This window comes from Schaalia sp. JY-X159 (genome assembly GCF_014525425.1).
Lineage (GTDB): Bacteria > Actinomycetota > Actinomycetes > Actinomycetales > Actinomycetaceae > Scrofimicrobium.
In genome coordinates, this window is record NZ_JACEXI010000002.1 from 171,704 (window position 1) to 192,777 (window position 21,074).

At 58.7% G+C, this 21,074-nt stretch carries 19 protein-coding genes; 6 read left to right on the forward strand and 13 right to left on the reverse strand.

Annotated features, from left to right (window positions below; genetic code table 11):
* Positions 1-141: 141 nt before the first annotated feature.
* The 5 genes from hpf to mtrA all read right to left on the reverse strand — a co-directional run bounded on the left by hpf (position 142) and on the right by mtrA (position 5,754).
* Positions 142-801 (reverse strand): ribosome hibernation-promoting factor, HPF/YfiA family, encoded by a 660-nt coding sequence (gene hpf, locus IDL90_RS03810; protein ID WP_182141834.1) that lies wholly within the window; start codon positions 799-801, stop codon positions 142-144.
* A gap of 209 nt (positions 802-1,010) precedes the next feature.
* Positions 1,011-1,697, reverse strand: coding sequence for a phosphoribosyltransferase family protein (locus IDL90_RS03815; protein ID WP_182141833.1), 687 nt, complete (start codon positions 1,695-1,697; stop codon positions 1,011-1,013).
* Positions 1,698-1,796: 99 nt separating this feature from the next.
* Entirely contained in the window at positions 1,797-3,470 is a 1,674-nt protein-coding gene (locus tag IDL90_RS03820; RefSeq protein WP_187994408.1) for a GerMN domain-containing protein, read from the reverse strand.
* Positions 3,467-5,077 (reverse strand): MtrAB system histidine kinase MtrB, encoded by a 1,611-nt coding sequence (mtrB, locus tag IDL90_RS03825; RefSeq protein ID WP_262509022.1) that lies wholly within the window; start codon positions 5,075-5,077, stop codon positions 3,467-3,469. Before mtrB ends, IDL90_RS03820 begins: the two co-directional genes overlap by 4 nt.
* Entirely contained in the window at positions 5,074-5,754 is a 681-nt protein-coding gene (gene mtrA, locus IDL90_RS03830) for an MtrAB system response regulator MtrA (protein WP_187994409.1), read from the reverse strand. The genes mtrB and mtrA overlap by 4 nt, the downstream gene beginning before the upstream one ends.
* A 60-nt stretch (positions 5,755-5,814) precedes the next feature.
* Here mtrA and IDL90_RS03835 point away from each other — a divergent pair, with 60 nt between their 5' ends.
* Genes IDL90_RS03835 through IDL90_RS03845 form a run of 3 tightly spaced genes read left to right on the forward strand, consistent with a single transcriptional unit; the run spans position 5,815 to position 8,085 of the window.
* Positions 5,815-6,384, forward strand: coding sequence for a hypothetical protein (locus tag IDL90_RS03835; protein WP_187994410.1), 570 nt, complete (start codon positions 5,815-5,817; stop codon positions 6,382-6,384).
* Complete coding sequence (locus tag IDL90_RS03840; protein ID WP_259349513.1) at positions 6,381-7,562, forward strand: IS30 family transposase; 1,182 nt, start codon at positions 6,381-6,383, stop codon at positions 7,560-7,562. The genes IDL90_RS03835 and IDL90_RS03840 overlap by 4 nt, the downstream gene beginning before the upstream one ends.
* A gap of 22 nt (positions 7,563-7,584) precedes the next feature.
* Positions 7,585-8,085 (forward strand): glycerophosphoryl diester phosphodiesterase membrane domain-containing protein, encoded by a 501-nt coding sequence (locus IDL90_RS03845; protein WP_187994411.1) that lies wholly within the window; start codon positions 7,585-7,587, stop codon positions 8,083-8,085.
* A gap of 28 nt (positions 8,086-8,113) precedes the next feature.
* Here IDL90_RS03845 and IDL90_RS03850 read toward each other — a convergent pair whose 3' ends face one another.
* On the reverse strand, positions 8,114-8,515 hold the full coding sequence (locus IDL90_RS03850; RefSeq protein WP_182141827.1) for a DUF3499 domain-containing protein: 402 nt from the start codon (positions 8,513-8,515) through the stop codon (positions 8,114-8,116).
* Between the two features lie 99 nt (positions 8,516-8,614).
* On the opposite strand from IDL90_RS03850, the gene IDL90_RS11440 reads away from it, so the two are divergent.
* Positions 8,615-9,100: a metallopeptidase family protein gene (locus IDL90_RS11440; protein WP_262509023.1), complete on the forward strand. Its 486-nt coding sequence runs from the start codon at positions 8,615-8,617 to the stop codon at positions 9,098-9,100.
* Between the two features lie 21 nt (positions 9,101-9,121).
* On the opposite strand, the gene IDL90_RS03860 is transcribed toward IDL90_RS11440, so the two are convergent.
* From IDL90_RS03860 to IDL90_RS03870, 3 genes are read right to left on the reverse strand one after another with little or no spacing between them, the layout of a single operon-like run.
* Positions 9,122-10,543, reverse strand: a complete 1,422-nt coding sequence (locus IDL90_RS03860) for a DUF5719 family protein (RefSeq protein WP_182141826.1) — start codon at positions 10,541-10,543, stop codon at positions 9,122-9,124.
* Positions 10,536-13,940, reverse strand: a complete 3,405-nt coding sequence (locus IDL90_RS03865) for a glycosyltransferase (protein ID WP_187994412.1) — start codon at positions 13,938-13,940, stop codon at positions 10,536-10,538. The genes IDL90_RS03860 and IDL90_RS03865 overlap by 8 nt, the downstream gene beginning before the upstream one ends.
* Before the next feature lie 16 nt (positions 13,941-13,956).
* Positions 13,957-14,256 carry a WhiB family transcriptional regulator gene (locus IDL90_RS03870; RefSeq protein ID WP_182141824.1) on the reverse strand — a complete coding sequence of 100 codons (300 nt, stop codon included), beginning with the start codon at positions 14,254-14,256 and terminating at the stop codon, positions 13,957-13,959.
* 183 nt (positions 14,257-14,439) lie between these two features.
* Between IDL90_RS03870 and IDL90_RS03875 the strand changes: the two genes are divergently transcribed.
* Positions 14,440-15,261, forward strand: coding sequence for a TIGR03089 family protein (locus IDL90_RS03875; RefSeq protein ID WP_187994413.1), 822 nt, complete (start codon positions 14,440-14,442; stop codon positions 15,259-15,261).
* Here IDL90_RS03875 and IDL90_RS03880 read toward each other — a convergent pair whose 3' ends face one another.
* Both IDL90_RS03880 and rfbB read right to left on the reverse strand, forming a co-directional pair.
* Positions 15,262-16,206 carry a glycosyltransferase gene (locus tag IDL90_RS03880; RefSeq protein WP_187994414.1) on the reverse strand — a complete coding sequence of 315 codons (945 nt, stop codon included), beginning with the start codon at positions 16,204-16,206 and terminating at the stop codon, positions 15,262-15,264. It lies immediately after the preceding gene.
* Between the two features lie 9 nt (positions 16,207-16,215).
* Positions 16,216-17,223: a dTDP-glucose 4,6-dehydratase gene (gene rfbB, locus IDL90_RS03885; protein ID WP_182141821.1), complete on the reverse strand. Its 1,008-nt coding sequence runs from the start codon at positions 17,221-17,223 to the stop codon at positions 16,216-16,218.
* Positions 17,224-17,352: 129 nt separating this feature from the next.
* Here rfbB and IDL90_RS03890 point away from each other — a divergent pair, with 129 nt between their 5' ends.
* Positions 17,353-18,336 carry a glycosyltransferase family 2 protein gene (locus IDL90_RS03890; RefSeq protein ID WP_187994415.1) on the forward strand — a complete coding sequence of 328 codons (984 nt, stop codon included), beginning with the start codon at positions 17,353-17,355 and terminating at the stop codon, positions 18,334-18,336.
* Here the strand turns inward: IDL90_RS03890 and IDL90_RS03895 are convergent.
* Positions 18,333-19,271: a DMT family transporter gene (locus IDL90_RS03895; protein ID WP_187994416.1), complete on the reverse strand. Its 939-nt coding sequence runs from the start codon at positions 19,269-19,271 to the stop codon at positions 18,333-18,335. The two genes, IDL90_RS03890 and IDL90_RS03895, sit on opposite strands and share 4 nt — an antisense overlap.
* Positions 19,268-21,064 carry an NTP transferase domain-containing protein gene (locus tag IDL90_RS03900; RefSeq protein WP_316930292.1) on the reverse strand — a complete coding sequence of 599 codons (1,797 nt, stop codon included), beginning with the start codon at positions 21,062-21,064 and terminating at the stop codon, positions 19,268-19,270. Before IDL90_RS03900 ends, IDL90_RS03895 begins: the two co-directional genes overlap by 4 nt.
* Positions 21,065-21,074: the final 10 nt, after the last annotated feature.

Genomic DNA, 21,074 nt, shown 5'->3' on the forward strand with positions numbered 1-21,074 from the left:
CCCAAGTTTTGGATTGCGGCGTGCCCTTCAGTTTACGCAACTTACACCCACAGTGTGGTGGGCCCCAAGCCATATCGGCATGGGGCCCACCACACATCATAGGTTGCGGCAATCACGTCCCGATAGAGACCGATGCGTTCTCTACTCCGCACCCTCCGGCATACGAGTGTTCAGTCTGAGGATGCCGTACGTCCACCCCTTGCGGCGGTACGCAACGCAAGGTTGCATCGTGTCCTTGTCGACGAAGAGGAAGAACGGGTGTCCGACAAGCTCCATTTGGTGCAATGCTTCATCCACGCTCATCGGCGGAGCCTCATGAACTTTCTGACGCACAATCACGGGAGAATCCCCCAATTGTTCTTCGCGCACCTCACCTGGTTTCAGATCCTGTGCGGAACGCAGCGCCCAATCTTCTGCATCGCGCAGATCCGCATCGACGCCCGGAGTGATCGGCTGGTCGAAGTTCGGGTCCGGCACACCGTCGTACTGGAACCGGCGATGATCCTTTACTCTGTCGCGCTGGCGACGCAGTCTTTCGAAGAGTTTTGCGCTAGCAAGGTCGACTGCCGAATATCGGTCAACTGAATCTGCCTCAGCCCGGATCACCGGGCCCTTCCCATAAACGGTTAGCTCTACGCGCTCTGCACTAGCGGCCAAGCGTGGGTTACGCTCACGCGTCAGAACCACATCAACCCGTTGCGCACGAGGATAGAACTGGGTGATTTTCTCGAGTTTACCCTCGACAAATTCACGGAAATTAGGATGAATGTCGGCATTGCGGCCGGTGACGACGATGTCCATGGGGATCCTCCAGGAGCCTTTGGAATGAATATGCACAGCAAGCACAATTTGCTTGCTTCTTGTAAAAAACCCTCCTTAAGCCAAATGAGCCGGGCTACCCTCTTGCCCACTGAGTGAACGAAAGAGAGTCCCTCAAGTCTACGTCACTGAGACGCCCTTCACATGCTGTCGGCGCTGAGCGAACGCCACAAGCTGACAGTCGAGTGATGTCAAGCGGCAGCCAAAGCAACTGCCATGACACCATGACCACCCAGTGCGTCGAGGACACCGCGCATAGTAGTTCCAGTGGTGACCACGTCGTCAACCACAACCGCAAGGCTTTGCTCCGGAGGTGGAATCACAATGTCCATTGCACCCAGTCGAGCGCTACTCCTGGATCCCGCTGACCTTCCGCTCTGTCCACCAACCCCACGGTGCAGCGCGACAGCTGGCACAACTACAACCCGGGCAACCAGTTCGCGGCGAACTCCTTCTGCCACCCCATCCGCTATCTTCGGAACAACTTCAGCTCTGCGCCGCCTGCGTGCGTGTGAGGACGGGGCGGGGACAATCCACAAGGGCGTGAGCATCGGCTGCTCAGCCACTGCCGCTAGGCGTTCACCCACAGCGCGCCCCAGGTGGGTTCCTGCCTCGAAGAGAAAATCTGAGTAGTCTCGATACCGATCATGCTTGGCGGTAAGGATGATGGAGCGAAGCACCCCGGCGTAGTCACCCAAGCACAGCAGCTCAGTTGTGGGGTACCCCGCAGCGTCCTCAATAATCTTAGAAGCAATCGGTTTTGTCGCAGTACCTCGACAATCCTCACATAGTTCGCTATCCCACTTTCCACACCCCCCACACTGGACCGGAAACAGGAGATTCTTCGCCCCCTGCAAAAGATCTGCTTGCCGTCTCATTGTGGAAGCATTGCGCGACGGACACCCCGGATCAACCGGCTCTCTCAGCGAATGTGGAAAGGACCGCCTTAGTCGCGTTGGGGATAGACCCGGACCTAGCTAGCCTGCGAAAGAAATCTCTTGGATAGAGTTGTCCAGTTCAATCCAGGCCGCACCGGCGCGTTGGAACGCTGTTCCATCCGGGCGTTGAACAAGCAGAGACCCCAGCGTTGAGCCCGCCGTAATTCTGGAGACATCCGGGGGTGCCGACAGAACCTGTGGCCACCCTCCTAGACTGAACACTTCAATTGTTGATTCTTCACCTTCTGGAACCAGGGCGGCAACAGTCGTCTCACCAACCCACGTCAATCCTTCAACAATCGGGGGGAAAAGGTCCAGCTCCGTGACAGCTTCGAAACTGTACTGAGCCTCCACATCGTTACGCCGAATCGTTGCGAGCCAAACTTGGGATCCCGCACCACCGCGGGTAAGCAACAGCGCCCTCGACCCATCAGGAGAGACCCGCACCGCCGCGACCTCCCCGTCGAACGGGACCGGAACTTGCAGAGGCTCCCGACCCGGCGCGACAGCCCAAACCACACCCGGTGAGTCTGTGGACGATACCCACACCACACCGAACCTATCGACTGAAGGCGCCGTAGCACCTGCGATGGGAGTATCACGCGGCTGTGCTGAACCAAGCGTCATTACCGCAAGGCGACCCGGTTCGCTGTTCACCCACGCCACTGGCGCACCCTCGACAGGACCAACCGCAGGGTTTTCCACCCCAACACCCGCCGCTTCCGGGTTGGCAACCTCTGTGGACAGTGACGTAGACCCAAGCACTACTGATCCATCAAGCAAACCAATAGCTCGATCCAGGCGATATGACGGACCGGAGGGGACGTCCGACTCATCAAGCTCAACACCATTGAGTCGAATCTCTACCGACTGAACAGAAGCCACCTGGGTGACGGTCTGGGAGATCTGCCAGATCAGCGCACTCCTTTCTGCTTCTGACGAAGAGGAGTTCCCCTCAAGGTCGATCATCGCGACTCTATCTTGCACTTCAACGCCTGCGGTTGGCATCGTCAAATCGGCTGCCAGGTCCCCAACGACGGCCGGGGCGAGGCTCTCAACAGGACCTTCGATCAACCCCTGCATCAGGTAGGCAGCCACACGCGAGCGGGGATACCACCGCGGATCTGGCACCAGGCCCGACAGGTCAGAAGAGGGGAAGAGGAGATTGACGTTCTGGTAGGCGTTCGTGAATGCTGACTGTGAGAGGATGACTCCGTCCGCCAACTCCGCGATGCGCCATTCCCCGTCCTCGTTCAACGTCAAAGTGAACTCCGTTGACACGGAGCCCGGGGTGACAGACACACTGAGGACGCCGGATTCGTTCACCGTACCCACCGTTGAGAGAGACAGTGAGACCTGAGCCGATTTGCCCTGCCTATCCTTCAGTTCGGGCGAGGGCGAAAAGTCAGAGGAAAACACAGCCACCTGCAGATTCGGTCGCCATGTCGCTGAGGCTTCCGGCTGCAAGTAGAGGCGCGCTGTCGCAAAGTCGTCATACATGCCGGCGGCAGTTGCTCGGAGGAAGTCTTCAACCAACAGCGTTGGGCTGGACCCCACCTGGGGAGCTGACCCGAACTGACGGACAGGATCACGCTGGGGCGCTTCAATTGCGAACTCATGGGGTTCACCAGTCTGCGGCAAAGATGAACAGGCAGAGGGTGCCAAGAGTGCTACGACCCCCAGACAACCCCAGAGAATCTTGCGCAGTCTCATGCGTGATCCTCCCAAACGATCAGCGGAAACTCGGTGACGGCACTCCCTGCTACGCGCGGCAGTGTTACGACGAAGGAGCTCCCGCGGCCCGGTTCACCCCAGGCATTGATTACTCCGTTGTGTAGAGTGACGTCCTCTTTTGAAATTGCCAGTCCCAAACCAGTGCCGCCGGTGCTGCGAGTTCGCGCGGGGTTGGCTCGGTAGAACCTGTCAAATACACGTCGCACCGTGTCCGCCTCCATACCGACGCCGTAGTCCCGCACTCGGATGGCCACGGAGGTCTTCCCTGCAGCAACGGTGACACGAACTGGCATTCCTTCTGAGTACTCACATGCATTGACCAGCAGATTGCGCACCACACGCTCGATACGAATTGCATCCACAGGCACTGAGCAACGTTCCGGCCGGGGCCCAAGTTGGACCTCAACGCCGAGGTGGTCAGCAAGCTCCGCGTTGGCGCTGACCACCTTCTCAACGAGGCTATAGATATCAGCGGACTCGGGGTCGAACTGGGCGGATTGGGCATCGTAGCGAGAGATTTCCAGAAGATCCGCAAGCATTTGCTCAAAACGTGCCACTTCGACGTGAAGGAGCTCCGCAGATCGCTTGGATGCGGGGGGAAGTGCATCCCGGTCATCAAAAATGACCTCATCCGCCATACGAATTGTTGTCATGGGGGTACGTAGCTCATGTGACACATCCGAGACAAAGCTCTGTTGGAGTTTTGACAACGAGTCGTAGTCGGTGATTTTGGATTGCAGGGACTCCGCCATGTCATTGAAGGTGGCCCCCAACTGTGCCATCTCATCACGACCGGAGACACGCAACCGACTTGAGAGATTCCCAGCCGCCAGGGATCGAGCCGCGCCCGCCGCCGCTCTGACAGGGCTCAGCAGCCTGTACACGAGGACGAAGGAGACCAGACCCATCAGAAGCAGGACGGGAACTGAGCCCACGGTGAAGACTTGAATAATCGAGGTCAACGTAGATTGTTCTTGCTCTAGCGAGTACACGACAAACATTTCATACGGACCCGCGGAGGGCACGTCGATCAGCGCCCCAACGACGATGCCAGGGATCGTGTCCGCGCCGTTTGCGAGGGCGACTGACTGCCAAAGTCCGACATCGTGAGCTAGTTCGTCGCGGATTCCCCCACCGATAACGGAAATGTACTCAGGATTCACATACTCGTTGATCCGAAAAGCTTCCGAGGAATCGGGAGAACGCAAGAGAAGGACCTCAACCGCCCCGGCACCCGCGGCGGACTCACGAATCGCGGTGAGGGTCTGCGTGACCGCGTCTTGAACCTGGTCGGTCGTGACTGCGGTGGATTGGTCAAGCGTGTTCTGGACCTGAGAAAATCGCACGGCGGCGTCGGCAAGAATCATGTCGCGCCTGGTTGAGAAGAGGTCGGAGCGCAATACGTTCGTTGCCACGAAGATAAACACCAGCAGGATCACCGTCAGGACCAGAGACAGTGTCACTGCGATCCGCAGAGACAGGGATCCCCCCAGGAACTCCCACATTCGTCGCCTGCTGGTTTGATCCCCTTCAAGAGGGTGAGCGCTAGTCTGTGAGCCAGCGTCACCAGCCTGAGTATCGCTCAAGACCCCGTGCCGGCACGGTATCCGACACCCCGCACCGTAATCACTAGGGAGGGACTCTCTGCATCGCGCTCAATCTTGGAGCGGAGCCTCTGGACATGCACGTTGACAAGGCGCGTGTCGGCCGCATGTCGGTAGCCCCATACCTGTTCCAGCAGTTCCTCCCGCGTGAAAACACGCCACGGTGCCCGCGCGAGGGCGACAAGGAGGTCGAACTCCAGCGGTGTCAGCGGGACCACTTCATCACCGCGGCGCACCTCATGTCGGGACTGGTCGATTGCGAGGTCGCCCAGCACCAACTGCTCTTCTCCGGCATCATTCTGACTTCGTAAGCGGGCACGAATCCGAGCAACCAGCTCTTTAGGTTTGAACGGCTTCGGGACGTAATCGTCAGCCCCCGCCTCAAGACCGGCAACAACATCCGCGGTATCCGACCTGGCGGTCAGCATGATGATGGGGACGTTTGAAACCTGTCGGATGGCCTCACAGATCTGGATTCCGCTGCGCCCCGGCAACATCACGTCCAACAACACCAAGTGCGGGTCGCAACTCTCAAACACTTCGAAGGCTTCCGCCCCATCGAAGCACTCAAAAACCTCAAACCCCTCGGCGCGCAAGACAATTCCAATCATCTCCGCAAGCGAGGCATCATCGTCGACAACTAAGATCCGTGGCGTCATAAAGTGATCGTCCCATGATCGTGGTCGCCTGTCACGTCCACAGACCGGCACAATAGAGATATGAGTTCTTACCCGAATACTCCGTGGCCCTCCGACCCGAACCAGGAACAGTGGGGTGGACCGGCTCAGCCGAAGCCTCCCGTGATACCGTTCCACCCGCTGAACCTGGGAAATCTCTTTGATGGTACCTTCGCAGCGATACGCTCGAACCCCAGAGTGATGTTTGCGATCTCCCTCGGCGTCATGGGAATCGTCGGCATGCTGTCAGGCATTGTTTCCGCCCTCGTACCCGAGACGAGCATCGACCAGGTGACATTTGGCAGTGACACTGAGTTCGCAGTCGGGGTGTCCGAGTTTTACCCGGCTGTTTCCGATCTGGGACTACAGGGGATCGTCGGACTCATCAGCGCTGGCGCCTCATTGCTTGTGACGGGGATGCTGGTCCTGTCTGTTACCAATGCTGTGGTTGGGATCAACCTTGATCTCAAGTCAACGTGGGAAGCTCTGAAGCCCCATTTCTGGCGTCTGGTTGGCACCGCGATTCTCGTTTGGTTGATTGTGGGCGTGGTTGCCGCAGTTATCTTGGCGGGTTCTAGCGGTGAGTGCAACACCCTGAGAATAGGAGGGTGAGTACGATGATTGGTTTTTCGGAGAGGTTGCTGCCGGAGGTAACGAACAGGATTTGGGCGTTACGTAAACAAGGACGTTCCGCTAAGGAGATTGGCCAGGTTGTGGGCTGGTCTGAGAGAGCAGTGCGGGGGTTCATTAGTGATCATGGGGGGATTGACCCTCGGAAGAAGACTCGTGCGAGGTCTTTGTCTTTTGAGGAACGTATTGAGATCCAGGCGTTGTGGAAGGCAAAGATGGGGATCCGAGCGATTGCCAGACAGTTGGATCGTTCCGCGTCAACGATTAGCCGGGAAATCAAACGGAATGGACACTTCCAGTGTGAACGATCAGCAACGCTGTCCTATAGTGCTACGCGCGCTCAGGTGGTTGCTTATGAGAGAGCCCGAAGACCAAAGCCCAGTAAACTTGCTACACAGCCTGAGTTACGCGCCTATGTTCAAGACCAGCTCACTTTGAGGCGATCTCCGGAACAAATTTGTGGGAGGTTGCGGCGGGATTTCCCAGACCGGCCGGAGATGCGAGTGTCACACGAAACGATTTACCAGTCGATTTATCTCTTGGCTCGAGGCGGTCTCAAACGTGACCTTGAAGTGCGGCTACGCACGGGTCGGAAGATTCGCCGTGCGAAACGTCGTAGTACTGAACGTGTGGGTCGTATCGCGAATATGGTCAATATTGTGGATCGTCCCGCCGAGGCTGATGATCGAGCCGTTCCTGGCCATTGGGAAGGGGACTTGATCATTGGTAAGGATGGGAAGAGTGCGATCGGGACCGTGGTTGAACGGCATTCAGGCTACCTGATCCTGGTATGGATGGATCCCACCAAGAATCGTGTCGAGGCACTCACTGACGGGCTGATCGCGAAAATGAAAGACCTCCCCGACGTGCTGCGTAAAACCCTGACCTGGGACCAGGGTAAAGAGATGAGTGCGCATCAACAGATCGCGATGGCTGCTGATCTCGACGTGTTCTTTTGTGACCCACACTCACCATGGCAAAGGCCCACCAATGAAAACACCAACGGGCTTCTCAGAGAATACTTCCCCAAGGGCACTGACCTGAGTATCCACAGTCAGGCTGACCTAGACTATGTAGAGTGGGAAATGAATGACCGACCACGGAAGCGGCTCGATTTCCTAAAGCCCGCCGAAGTGATTGAAGAAATCCTGTTGCACTGACCCCTAGAACCCGCCCTTCATTGTGCCGATAGTTCTGATTGCCGCGGTTGCTTTTGCGTCGTCCTCGGGAGACTCACTGTGGTTCCTTAGCTTCCTTCTTCTCATAATTCCACTCGGGATCGCCGTCACGGTGTGGGTTAGCGTCCGACTGTACTTCGCAACTTTGATCGCTGTGGTCGAGGGCGCGACGCCCCCAACGGCACTTCGCCGCTCATGGGCCCTGACCAAGGGCGCGTTCTGGCGCATCTTGGGCAGGATGCTTCTTATGAGCATCATCGTCTCAATCGTCGTGGGACTTCTTGGCGGGACTATTTCAGCGGTGATCATGTTTGCAACATCTGTGTTGCCGTGGGCTGTGACCGCTTTCCTCTTGGCTCTGGTCTCTGCCCTGATCTCAGGTCTGGCCATGCCGTTCTCTGCGTCGTATACCTCGCTTATGTACGTGGATGAACGCGTAAGGAAAGAGAACCTGGGACCTGTCCTCGCGCAGGCGTTTGAAACCTCACGCGGTTCGCAGGCCTGAGACAGTCTCTCCAAGAAAGGGTGGGGACCTAGCGAGTGTCTCCACCCTCCCCCGTGATTACTGTGAAGTGATCCCGACGGCGCAGGGGGGCATATTTATCCTCCCTGCTTCCCTGGTCGATGACCACTGGTTCGCGAAGCATGTCGGGCACCTCCGGGTCGTGTTCAACTCCCGCCACGTCACGAATCACTTCGACGAGGGCGAGGAGGTCGTCACTGGATGGCGGCGCCGGCTCAAAACGTGTCTGGAGGCGGACAACCTGCCACCCTCGAGGGACGGTGAGCGATTCAGCATGCACTTCACAGAGGTCGTACGTGTGCGGCTCTACGGAGGTGGCGAGGGGCCCAAGGACCGCAGTTGAATCCTGGTAGTCATACGTCAGGGTTGCTACGGCACCACGAGTGCAACTCGGTTTGGAACACAATCTCACGGGATCTCCTCAAGTCCAGCCGTGGCAGCCAACACCACCAGCTTGCCACGGTTACCCAGCCTACCTTTGTCGGCGACGAGTTCGCGCTAGCCTAGGCGTATGTCCGATGGCTTCGTCTCCCCCCACTCCGATTATCTGCGCCGCGCCGCCGTCGCAGCCGGCATTCCTCCGGTTGCAGACTCGGGTGTCAGTCGGCGCCGGAAAGATCGTCATGGCCGCGGCCCTCGGGGACCCCGTTTCCATCCTGCGCTTCCTGTCTGGACAACCCGGAGGGAATCCTTTTACGAAGAGATGCAGTTGGCGTTGGCGCAGATGGCGGCCCGGGAACCGGGCATTGCCGATATAGAGTTCGGCGTGGAGGAAGTGCCGCCCTCAAATCCGGCTGAGTGGGAGTCACATGATGTTGTCTTGGCTCGCTCGTTTCCTAGGGATCGGCGCAGAGGACTTCGGGATCGCATTGTGCTGTATCGCAGGCCAATTTGTGCCCGGGCTACAGAGGAAGAGATTCCTCTTGCCCTTCGAGTGATCTTGGCGGAGCGCATTTGCGACATTCTTGCGCTGCGCCCGGAGGACCTTCTCGACTAGGCCCACCGAGATGTTTGGCTGCTAGTTTGCTGGGAAGAGGGACACTAGGCGCGATTGGGCAAGCACACCTTCGGTCCCGAGGCTGGTCACTGAGCGAACCGCACCGGCAGGGGTGTCAGCCGTAACCACGTATGAGGCGTAGACCGCTGAGGTAGCAACCAGGTCGGCATCGTTCATGCTGCCGATCAGCGGGTACAGCTGCGAGGAATGCGGCGAGAGGGTCTTGGCCGCCCCTTGGAGTTCCACTTCAATGGTTTCGTCTGTGGGATTGGCGAGCGCAACCGCCACTTCGATGTTCGTGAACCCAAGCGACTGCGCCGCCGCAATGACTTCGCTCTTGTCTACGAGGCCAGTTCTCATCACTTGACGCGCACCTCCCACCACGGTTCGTGATGAATATTTGGCATCCCGAACATCCGGGTGGTCGCTACCCTCCGTCACTTCGGTGACGGTTGCGGCCAACGGTTGCCCTCCTTCAACAACAATGGCGTTGACATCGCTGGGGAGTGCCGACAAGTCGATGCTCACGGTGGATTGCGCCGGAAAAGGAAGCCCATCCGCCCCACTGAGGATCTGTTCACCGTCACTCCCGAGTAACCTCACGGTCACCCGCGTGTTCTCGGTTCCGAGGTTGCCGACGCGGAGAGTCGATTGACGTGAGGCAGTCACGCCTGGAATAACGACGGTCTCCGCCGGGCGTGTTCCCTGGATGCGGGCCAGACCCTGCGGGACCTCACCGTTCAATCCGGATGTTTGAAGCCAGGCGGCAACGCCAAGGCCTTCCGCTGTCAGTGTGATGACGGGATTCTCTTCTGCCTGTGCCCAAGAGCCAGGCAGCACGGACAGGGTTGAACCCGCAGGAATGGTCAGTGTCGCTGGAGACTCAAGTAATGCTCCCGCTTCCGAATATACCTGGGCCTGAACGCTCAGTGCCATGTCTCCCGGATTGGCGAGGACGAGGACGGTGTCCTCACCCACGGTGGTTGAGCCGGCAGCAAATGCAAGGTTCTGACCCGGTATCGCACAGGACTCAATGTCTAGTGAGAGAAGGTCCCCGGACTCTCTGCCAGCAAGCGAAACACCGGTCACATCCCCACTGCTGGCCTCACTACCAAGTAGGTGTAGTTCCCCGCCGCCCGCGAGGGCTGTAGCGTGGCCCGGGGCCCAGGTTGCCAAGGCTGCTTCTGTAACCGGTTCAGCGTCGGAAGCTGAGGATGCCCGCAGGGGGACAACGTCCTCGGGAGCGATGATTCCAGGCGGGCATACCAGCGGTATCTCATCCATGATCACCTGTACGGCCTCGGTCTTCGCTCGGCTCTGAGTTGTGGTGGCGCCCTCGGGGGTCCCCAGCGCCAGAGAGCCAACGGTGAGCCCAACGCACGCGCACAGCCCAATGCCAAGTGGGACCCACCGGGCCCGACCCACTCCGTCTTGTCTACTCATGTGCTTTCCCCTCGGTGAAGCTACCCTCCGAGGGGTCTGAACCAGCGTCCTGGTCACCCCATGGTTCAATGCTGCGGCGGCGGAAGCTACGTGGAAGTGCCATCAGCGCGACAATCATCAGTGTCAGGCCCGCCCCAGCCCACCACCAGTAGAGGTAGGGAGCGCGGTATGTAATCTCCAGTTCGCCGCCACCATTGGGTAGTTCGAATGCCTGCCGCCACCCCTCCTCCGAGGAGGGATCCTCGACGGTCGTAAGAGGAACTCCATCCAAAGAAGCTATCCACCCCGGGTCAGCTGCTTCTGCCATGACGATGAAGCCGGTCGCATCCTCAGCGATTGTGGTTTTCACCCCGACGGAGCCAGAATCCACAGGGCTGGTTGTAACTTCCCCTCCCTCGCCTGCGGTGAGGAGCGAAACGCGAGCAGGAAGTCGCCCGTCAGGTCGGACTCGCCACATCGTGGAGCCCTCGAGGTTCCCGATCCTTTCGAGCCCCCCTGTTGCGTCAAGGACACTCTGGATGGCGGAGAAGTCCTCAGAGTGGGCCGACAGCATGACTATATCGATCCCGTGATCAGCCAGCCCAGATGACGTGCGGGCCGTTGGTCGAGCAGTCATGGTTGCAACAATGCTCGCCAGACTTGAGTGTGCTTGTGTGACAGCCGACGTCACTGTGCTGGTCGGGGCTGGGAAGACACGCAGATCAGCCTGCTGAACCGCCACTCCCCTCATCAGGTCTGCTTGAACTTCACCGTCAATGAGTGTGACAGTGAGGAAACGGGCAGCTCTGGGCCCATTCTGCGATTCTTGAGCAATTACCGGTATCAGGGGGGAGGGCGCAGGCTGCACAAATTGTGATCCACTAACTGCGGACCCAACCGGACCTAGGACCAAGAGGCTGACAGCAGAAAGAAGTGCCGCAACCGAACCAATCCCGGCTGGAAGACCCCTGGCCCACCTGCCGGCGTAGTCCGTCACCGGTACCAGCTGGGAGACAGTGAGCGAGTAGTTCGCATACGACGCACCCACCGCGACAACAAAGGACAGCGACGTCCCGGCGATAAGGAGTGGGGATACCCGCGCTGCCTCGGCCCCCAACCACGCCTGAAGTAGGGCGAGGACGGAGAGGGTGAGCCCGAAACCCCAGCTGCCCACGACCATGGGACTCATCTGCGAGGGTTTCCACGAGGCGTGGATGACGGCTGCGAGAGTCCAGACCGTAAGGGCAATGCCCGACAGTGATCCTCCCACAATCAACAACGCAGGGAATGAACCTGCAGCCACCGCTTCCAAAAAGCCGGAGTCTGCACCCGCGAGTGGAAGTGCGGCCGGGAGCCCCGCGAGGAGCCCCAGATCGGCATTCCCCAATGTTGTACCCAGAGCCCATCCCAGGAACGCCTGCGGGTCACCACGAAGCAGCTGTGTGACAAGCGATGGAGCAATGACAACCAGGCCGGGTACGGTGACCGCTACAAGCGCTGCCCAACGCATCACACTTCGCGGGCGCTCAGTGCCGCGCCACGCTCCAATCCGCAGCCACTGCGAGTCGGTCCCCACGAACAGAAGCAGCGCTACGACCGGCAGAATCATCAGTGCAATGGGAGCAGCTACCACAACGAAAACTGAACCTAAACCAGCAAGGCCCAGCCAGGACACAGTGTTCCTAGGCGCGACGGCCACGAGGTCCTCGATGCCGTGGGCAACGAGTGCGACCGGGGGTCTAAGCCCTCTGACCAATCCCACGACAACCGCCGGGAGTGACAAGTACGCACAGAGCACAGCCAAGTTCCCAAACATTAGCGGCATCAGAGCGGAGCCAGATGTTGCCCACAACGCTGCCAACCCAACGCGCACAGTTGTGGATCGGGTGAACGAGGACGCAACGGACCATCCACCCCATGCTGCTAAAGGAAGTGCGGCAAAGACTAGGAGATATGCGAAGGTCTGGGGTGAAATGCCGAGCAGCGCAAACGGGGCAGCGACGATGCTGAGGGGCGCCAAGAGCGGTGATGACGGGCCAACAAGTCCATCGCCAGTGATCTGCCACCCACTCCAAGCCTGAGCGGCTAGGACACTCCACTTGGAGGGTAGCGCCCCCCACTGCCCTCCGATGAGACCCTCTCTGAACGGGTACCAAGCGAAGACCGAGACAATGATCGCGGCGCTCATCAGCCCAATAAAGCCACCTGCGGCCCGCGCGTGATGTCGCTTCAGGGCGGCCAGAGCTGCCGGGTCAAGAATGACCTCAGTATCAACACCTTTGGCGCGGATCTTACGACTGTTGCGCCTGTGTTTGGTGATCTCCAACGGACTGGCTTCGAGTGTTGAGAGGGCGCTTCTTGGCACGGTTGCCACACGTTGGAGCCGCGCCCGCCCTCGTAGGAGGGCAGGCGTCATGCCCACTAACCGCACATAGGCGGCGAGTTCACCAAACGCCAAGCTTGGAGTCCTGCTAAACAGCCGCGCAAAGGAGCGTCCCAGGGAAAGAAATGGAGCCCCCACGATGAAGGCAACAAACTGGAGCCGCGTAAGAGCCAGACCCCAGTTGTACATTTGCGCGGTACGCCGGGCAGCGAAAGAGGAGCGACCCTCAGTGTCGTGACCGTAAGATGCCTGCGCGTGCTCTACGACAGCCCTGGGTGCCACGACAACGCGGTACCCGCTTTGCCACAGTCGGCGACCAAACTCGAGGCCATCCCCGAACGGCCCCAGCGCGGGGTCCAACCCCCCAACGGCATTCCACGCGGCAGATCGGACCAGCATCCCAGCCGTTCCAACGGCTAGGACATCATCGCGACGATCGTGTTGCCCCTGATCAATTTCATCTGGCTCCACCACGTAAACGCGGCGCCCCTTCGATGTGGCATCGATACCGATCTCCAAAAGCTGATCGGGTGCGCCATAATGGACCTGCTTTGGGCCAACTGCACCAACACTCTCTCCCGATTGCCCGGCGGCGAGCAGCGTCTCAAGTGAATTGGTGTTCGCCACCATGTCGTCGTGAAGAAGCCACATCCAAGAGCACTTCCGCGCCCCGGGTATCGCATCGAGGGCTTCCCGGACCGCAGAACCGAAACGTTGAGCTCCCCTAGAGTAGAAGCGAATGACGCGTGGGCTCTCTTCATGCGGAAGACCCCCACCATCCTTCGCATCTGGGAAAAGGCGAGGAAGCACCTGATCAGAGACGTCCTGGACCACTTCTGTTTCGAGCGTTGCATCCAGAGAGGTCTCAACAACTATGACAAGCCGCGGCGGCGTTGCTTGTCGTAGTACAGACGCGAGCGTCTCCCACCTTCCAACGACGCGTTCACCGCGTTCTTTGGGGGCTAGGACTATCAGTGCCACAACGTCGCTTAGCGATGCCTGCACCGCGTCTTCGGCGGGAAGAAAGGACGACATTTGTCCTATTTTACGCTCAAGACGCAGCTCGTCGTAGGCGCCGCCGCTCACGTTCGGACAGTCCGCCCCATATTCCAAAGCGTTCATCGTTCACAAGGGCATACTCCAAGCACTCAGCCCGAACTTCGCAAGACGCACAAACACCTTTTGCCTCCCGGGTGGAACCGCCCTTTTCCGGGAAAAACGCCTCCGGATCCGTTTGCGCACACAGCGCATCTTGTTGCCAAGAAAGTGGGCCTTCATCGGAACTATCGAGGGCTTCAGCGCCCTGGACCACGGTAAACGTGATGGCGCCTTCACCAAAGATGTTCCACATGTGTCCCCCGCTAAAAGAATGGCCGTCACGCGTCGCAACGTCCCCTAATTACATGCGTGTAGTCCCGCCCCTGTCAAGTGGAACGGACAAAAACCGCCCGAAAACAACGGTTCATCCCGCGTGTCGCAGTCCGGGGGGCTCGGCTTGGAAGTATCATCCCTTGCGACCAGCTAGTCTACGAGGATGAAACAGCTTGATGCCACCTCACTGACTGCTCTCCTTTCTCCCCGACCGGGTCCAGTCCTGACTTGGTTCCTTGATCCGGGCAGCGCCTCGAATCCCCCCGGAACCCCGTCCATTCGGGAGCGGGTCGAACTGTCTGGACCTGTGGCGCGTCGATGGCTTGCCAAGACCGACAACTTCCTAGCCAATGAGTTCCCATTCGGAGCGTCGTCGTTTGCGGAGTACTTGACCACCCACTGGCGAACGCCCCTGTGGATCGCAGCGTGCTGGCTCCGCGGGTTGCGCCAGCGCCCCCCGCGCAATCTGGGCCAGATCGATCTGGCAGTTAGCAACGACCTGGACTTCTTGATGACCCTGCAGGATGAACTTGGCCCAGACGTCCTCGTCGCCCAAACACCCGAGTCATTCGCATTCTCTTGGCCAGGTGACCTTCCTTTCGGCATCACGGATGGGACTGCCGACGTCATGTCTTATGGGGACGAGGTCGATATGCCCCACACCGGACCCGGCGCCACAGTGATCGTTGGGGATGACATCGATTGGCTCCCACCCAACCTCTTGGAAGACCCACAGAAGGCACCCCTGCACCTCGACGACCTCCTCACTCGTGACTACCTGGGTCTTGAAGGGGAACTTAGCAACCCCGCAAGCCGCCTTGACCAACACAGGGTGCTGGTTACCACCGCGAACCCCACGCTCTTCACCGCGCAACTCATCCAACTGTGGATTCGCGGAGCATCGGTTGTGTGGGTGCCGGGCGGGGTGGACGCGGAAAGTATCGCGACAACTGAGAAGGTGACCCTCACGGTGCCGAACCGGTAACTACCACACCCTAAGCAGGCCCGACACAGCAAGCTTCACCTGCTCGATAGGGCGCCTGCGCATGCCGCGTGCGTGACACAAGACCGCAACCCGACCCCGCCAAGAGGTATCGCTAAGCCACTCTTTCCATTCTGCGAGGCCGCGGAGGAACCGATCATCCCGACCTGCGGCGTGGGCCGCCCGATTCGCCACCTCGGTCATCAGCAAGAACTGTCTACGGTAGTGGCCTGAGCGGAGCAGTTGCCAGCGGTTCACGGTTGCTTGCAGGCCTTTGTGGGCGCCCGCTACATTGCGTTCGTGCTGGCGGTAGGCCACATGTGGTCGCGGGTCAATAACCCAGGACATCCCAGCCCCGCGCAGCACCGCATAAACGAACCAGTCGTGGACAGCCACGCCCTCGGCCCCCCACACGTCAAGATAGTCGACCAGGGTCTTCCAGGCCTCATAACCAAAGACGTAGGTTGAACCGGCACCCGGAGCTTCGAAAAGGAAGTCCCACTCCACTTGCGGCTGATCCTTGCGAATGAGGGTCCGCTTCACCTCGCCGTCTGACTCCACCGTGAATGCCATGACGTTGGATGACACTGCGTGCGCTCCGGCCTCGTCCATGAAGTGGATTTGTTCGATGAGTTTGCGCGGCTGCCACAGGTCATCCTGGTCACTAAAGGCCGCATACTCGCCGGGGCGGACGTCCAGGTGGGCCAGCGCGTATAGGAAGTTCGCGGCCACTCCGGCCTCACCGTCACGCTCAGGTAGCACCACCACCCGCGAGTCACGTTCCGCCAAACCGCGGGCCCAGTCCTGTGTCCCGTCGGTCGAACCATCATCGGAGATGACCAGACGCACCTCCACACCGTCCTGGTCGAGGACGGTTGCGACCTGGCGACCAATCCACGGCTGCCCGTTGTAGGTGGCCATCGCCACGTGAACGATGGGACGCGTCATGAGCAAACCCTAGTGACCCTTCTTGGCGTAGTCCGCTTCAACCCGCTCCTTTTCGCCCTTCCACCAGTCCTCGTGATCCGTGTACCAACGCACGGTTTCTTCCAAGCCCTCACGGAAGGAAGTGAATGAGGGGTACCATCCCAGCTCCTCGTTCAGTTTCGTGGCGTCGATCGCGTAGCGCAGGTCATGTCCCGCACGGTCGCTCACATGGTCGTAGTCGTCCGCAGGGTGCCCCATGATCTCATTGAGCATGTGGACAACTTCTTTGTTTGAGGTTTCTCCGTCCGCCCCGATCAGGTAGGTGTCCCCCAGGGTTCCGCGCTGCAGGATCTCCCAGACAGCGTCGTTGTGGTCGAGGACGTGGATCCAGTCCCGCACGTTCGCGCCCTCGCCGTAGAGACGAGGACGGATACCAACCAGGCGGTTGGTGATCATGCGGGGAATGAACTTCTCGATGTGCTGGTAGGGCCCGTAGTTGTTGGAGCAGTTAGAGATGGTCGCGGGGATCCCAAAGGTGCGGATCCATGCGCGCACCAGCATGTCGGAGCCGGCCTTGGATGCCGAGTAGGGCGAGGACGGGTTGTAGGGCGTCTCCACCGTGAACTTCGCGGGGTCGTCAAGCTCCAAGTCTCCGTACACCTCGTCTGTGGAGACGTGGTGGAAGCGGGTGTCATGCTTGCGCACTGCCTCAAGTAGCGTGAACGTCCCCACCAGGTTTGTCTGAATGAACGGGGCTGGTCCACTGATTGAGTTGTCGTTGTGGGATTCGGCGGCGAAGTGCACCACGGCATCCGCGTTCTTGACGACCTCATCCACCAGGTCGGCGTCAGTAACTGAGCCCTTGATGACGGTGAGCCGCTTGGCTTGCTCGGGCGTTACATCGGTCAGTGACTTTTCATTTGCCGCGTACGTAAAGGCGTCCAACACCTCTACATCCACCTCTGGATGATCATTCAAGAGTGTATGAACGAAGTTGGCTCCGATAAAACCTGCTCCGCCGGTTACGACAATGCGCATTTGTGCTCCTTCAATGAGGCCGGTCAGCGTTCCGCCAAGATCAGGCAGGAACTAAGTATTACTCCCACTAGGCTTGAGGTAGGTCGTTCCCAGTCTAGCCGGGCTTACGCGCCGGGAAATGGAGGTCTGATGACCCAGGGCCAAAATGTGATTGCAGTCGTGGTCACATACAACCCAACGATGGATGAACTTAGGTCGTTGCTGGGCTCACTTTCCCCGCAGGTGGACGACGTGGTGATCGTCGACAATGGCTCTGCGAACCACAAGGATGTGGAGGAGGAAGCAAGGGAGTTTGGAGTCCACTGTCTACCTCTAGGTATGAACCGCGGGATCGCTGCGGCACAGAATCAGGGGATCATCTGGGCGCGCAACGAGGGCGCCACCTATGTTCTGCTTTCTGACCAAGACTCAACTCTGGCGCCCAACATGGTCGAAGAGCTTCTTGACTGTTTTGAGGAACCTCCTCTGCCGGGTCGGCCAACGCGGCTCTCTCTGCTTCAACCAAATGATGGTGAAGCCATGGCATGCTTCCCATCCTCAGCCGTTGATGGACCCGTGGCGGCTGTCGGCCCGGTACCTCTGGATGGTCGTGGCGGCGATGTCGGGAACGCCCTCGTCTATTCCTTCACCAAGTGGGGGGCGATCCGCACCCGCGTTCCTCAACGCGGAGAAGCCCTGGCGGTACCGTTTGTTCTCGCCTCTGGCTGCCTGATCTCCATGAGTGCACTGGACGATGTCGGGCCCATGAACGAAGCGCTGTTCATTGACCACGTTGATCTAGCATGGTGCCTTCGCGCAGTTGAGAAGGGGTACCGCATCCTGGTTAGCGGCAATGCCCCCATCTACCATTCGTTGGGAGACGAGGTCGCTCAAGTCCCAGGACGCAAGAAGCCCGTGCACGTGCACTCTCCCATCCGCAACTACTACATGATGCGAAATACCCTGCTTCTGCAGTCAGCCAGTTTCCTCCCGAAGAGGTGGAAGCAGCGCTACCTGTGGTGGATGACAAAGTACATGGGGTACTACCTGCTCACTCCCGGCCGCACCACGCGTGTCGTCCCCTTCTCGCGGGCTTTGCGCGATGGGCTCCGCGGTGTGGGAGGGCAGTACTAGGCCGGTTTGGAGATCCCCTTGAAGCTCAAGTCCTTCCAGTTTGGGGATGCCGCCAATACTGTGCCAATGAGAATTGCGATGCATGCGAAGATCTGCAGGAAGCCCGGTACCGTGCCCATGAGTATCAAGCCGAAGATGACGGCCCATGCGGAGTAGGAAATGTTCAAGGCCATACCTCGCGACGCCCCCACCGTCGCAATTGCCTTGTAGTAGAACAGGTACGAGGCCGTCCCCGCCAGTGCAGCAACGGCGAGTACGCCCATTGCCGGGGTGATGCTCGCCTTCAGGGCAAAGCCAAGAACGCCGAACACGGGAGCCACCACCAGCATGTAGACGAGGGCGGAGGTAGTCTGGCGGATCTGCAAAGCTGTCTCGTTATCTACGTTGTCATCACGCATACCCCACGCGAGGATGACCGCCTCTGACCCCCACCCGAACACGCACAGCAGTGCGGCGAGGATACCCAGCCAGGCATTCCCTGGAAGGTCCGCGGTCGCGGAAGAGTAACCAATCGCGATGATTCCAGACAACGCAACCGCCAGTGCAGCTACTTGGCGTGGATGCATGCGCTCCTTAAGGAAGACAACCGCCAAGACAGTTCCAACTGCGGGATAGAAGGAGGAGATGATAGCGGTGTAGCCCGGCCCAATATTGTTGATAGCGATCAGATATCCGGTCATACCTACTGGTCCACCCAACAGTGCCGCCACCATGACGGCGCGTCCGCTCTTGGTACGAGCAGCCGTGAGAGTGTCACGGAGGCGCCCTTTGAACCCCATGAAGACCAGAAGGAGCAGCGCACAGACGGTGTCATGTAAAGCAGCACTTGCAAGAGCTGCATCGGGAGATCCCAGGAAGGGGATGAGCAAAAGGGCCATGCCAAGAATGACAGTGTCAAGGCCCCAAAGTGCCCCACTTGCGAGTCCAAACTTCACGGCGCAACCACCTCTGACACGTCCTCGTACTCACTAAGGAGACGGTCAACATAGGTAACAGCATGCTTGTAGTAGATGTACAGCCACTCTCCGACGTTGTCGCCCTCCGCTTCCTTGACGAGAGCCCAGATGTACCAGCACCATCCCGCGAAAACAACGTAAGACCAGAAGTGGCGCCGCTCGCGAGGAGAGGCTTCACGTCCGAAGTAGTACTCCAACGCCTGGTTGGCTTGGTCCTCAGTTAGTTCCGAGCAGACAGTGAGTGTCCCAAAGTCATTTGCTTCGTCCGACATTCCCGCATACTCCCAGTCGATCAGGTGCATTTCATTGCTTGATTCAACGAGGAAGTTGAGGTGGAAGAAATCGTTGTGGCCCGGCACCAGGGGGAAACCGTCCGCATCTGCATACTCCTTGAGCCGCAGGACTTTGGTCCGCAACTCCTGGTATCCGGGCAGGTCAATCGGCCCGTGCTGTAACAGGAGACTCTCATACCTTAATCCCTCGTCAATAAAGTCGAAGTGCCGGTCCAACGTCGCATCGGAGTGGTGAAGCGTCCGCAGCATCTTCATTGCGTTTGAGAGCTCCTGCGGGTTTGATACATCGAGGTTTCGTGCCTCAGGGATAAATCGTGAGATTTTCCAACCTCGCTTCGCGTCCATGTGCATAAATGTCGAGTCCAAACCAAGGTCGCTGGCTAGTTCAAGGGCGGCCTGCTCAGCACCACGGTTGATCATCTTGTCGGTCCCGACTCCTGGATAGCGGTAGACGTACTCCTCGTCACCCACGCTGAAGTGGCATGACAGATTGGTGATCCCCTGTTTCAGCGGATAGAAGTTGCCGACCTCTGATCTCGTGGTGTCGAGCACTTCAACGATGTTGTCGAATACCTCAGAATCGACGTTTTCAATGAAGAGCGGGTCGAAGCCTTGTAACTCATCCAGTGAATCGAACTCGTTGATCAGCCCCTCCGGGTACGGGCGAACAACCATCGGAAGGACATCAAGGTGGTCTATGAAGATCTCTTCCCACAGCTTGCCCACTGTCTCCGGGCGGGTGTAGACCGTTTCGAGAATCTCTCGGAAATGCTTGGAGAACTCCCTGTCGAAGTAGGCGTGTCCGAGCATGATCCAAGAATCCTCGCCACCGATCTCGACTCCGGTGATCAAACCGTTCTGAGCAGTCTCGATGCACCACTCATCCGTTGTTCCCTCAACAAACTGCGCAGAGTAGTACGACTGGTAGACGTAGGTTTCGAAGGGGTTGGATGTGAAGTAGTTGTCTGAAGAACAAATGTATGTGTTGGCAAGCCTGTTTCGAACTGCCCAGAGTGTGCCGTTGTTGTTGCGAGTTGCGTACTCATCATTGATGACGATCTCCACACCATACTTCTCGGCCAGGTAGAAGAAATACTCCTTTTTGTACCCAACAACAACTGAGATGTCCATGATCCCAGCCTCATGGAGCTGTTTAATCTGTCTCTCTATCAGCACGTCGCCGCGGACACGAAGGAGGCCCTTCGGTTTCTCATAGGATATGGGTGCAAACCTCTGGGAAAGCCCCGCGGCCATTATCACCGCGTTCTCAACCCGGTACGGTTGCAACGCTTCGAGACCTTTCGAGGACAGTTGGCGGTCAACGATGTATCCGAGGGCGGCGCACTCACGGACGACCGCGTTGACTGTTCCCAGAGCTAGTCCCGCATTCTCTGCTATTTCCCGCTGCGTAAGACCTTCGTGCGTCTTCTGGAGGGCAAACAGCACTGAAAACTGATTTTGTGACAACAAAGAGGACACCTCGTTCACC

Coding starts and splice junctions, on each gene's coding strand:
- IDL90_RS11440 (WP_262509023.1), top strand. CDS start 8,615: ATGTCCGATGGCTTCGTCTCCCCCCACTCCGATTATCTGCGCCGCGCC.
- IDL90_RS03860 (WP_182141826.1), bottom strand. CDS start 10,543: ATGAGTAGACAAGACGGAGTGGGTCGGGCCCGGTGGGTCCCACTTGGC.
- IDL90_RS03870 (WP_182141824.1), bottom strand. CDS start 14,256: ATGTGGAACATCTTTGGTGAAGGCGCCATCACGTTTACCGTGGTCCAG.
- IDL90_RS03865 (WP_187994412.1), bottom strand. CDS start 13,940: ATGTCGTCCTTTCTTCCCGCCGAAGACGCGGTGCAGGCATCGCTAAGC.
- IDL90_RS03820 (WP_187994408.1), bottom strand. CDS start 3,470: ATGAGACTGCGCAAGATTCTCTGGGGTTGTCTGGGGGTCGTAGCACTC.
- IDL90_RS03880 (WP_187994414.1), bottom strand. CDS start 16,206: ATGACGCGTCCCATCGTTCACGTGGCGATGGCCACCTACAACGGGCAG.
- IDL90_RS03815 (WP_182141833.1), bottom strand. CDS start 1,697: ATGAGACGGCAAGCAGATCTTTTGCAGGGGGCGAAGAATCTCCTGTTT.
- IDL90_RS03835 (WP_187994410.1), top strand. CDS start 5,815: ATGAGTTCTTACCCGAATACTCCGTGGCCCTCCGACCCGAACCAGGAA.
- IDL90_RS03875 (WP_187994413.1), top strand. CDS start 14,440: ATGAAACAGCTTGATGCCACCTCACTGACTGCTCTCCTTTCTCCCCGA.
- hpf (WP_182141834.1), bottom strand. CDS start 801: ATGGACATCGTCGTCACCGGCCGCAATGCCGACATTCATCCTAATTTC.
- mtrA (WP_187994409.1), bottom strand. CDS start 5,754: ATGACGCCACGGATCTTAGTTGTCGACGATGATGCCTCGCTTGCGGAG.
- IDL90_RS03890 (WP_187994415.1), top strand. CDS start 17,353: ATGACCCAGGGCCAAAATGTGATTGCAGTCGTGGTCACATACAACCCA.
- rfbB (WP_182141821.1), bottom strand. CDS start 17,223: ATGCGCATTGTCGTAACCGGCGGAGCAGGTTTTATCGGAGCCAACTTC.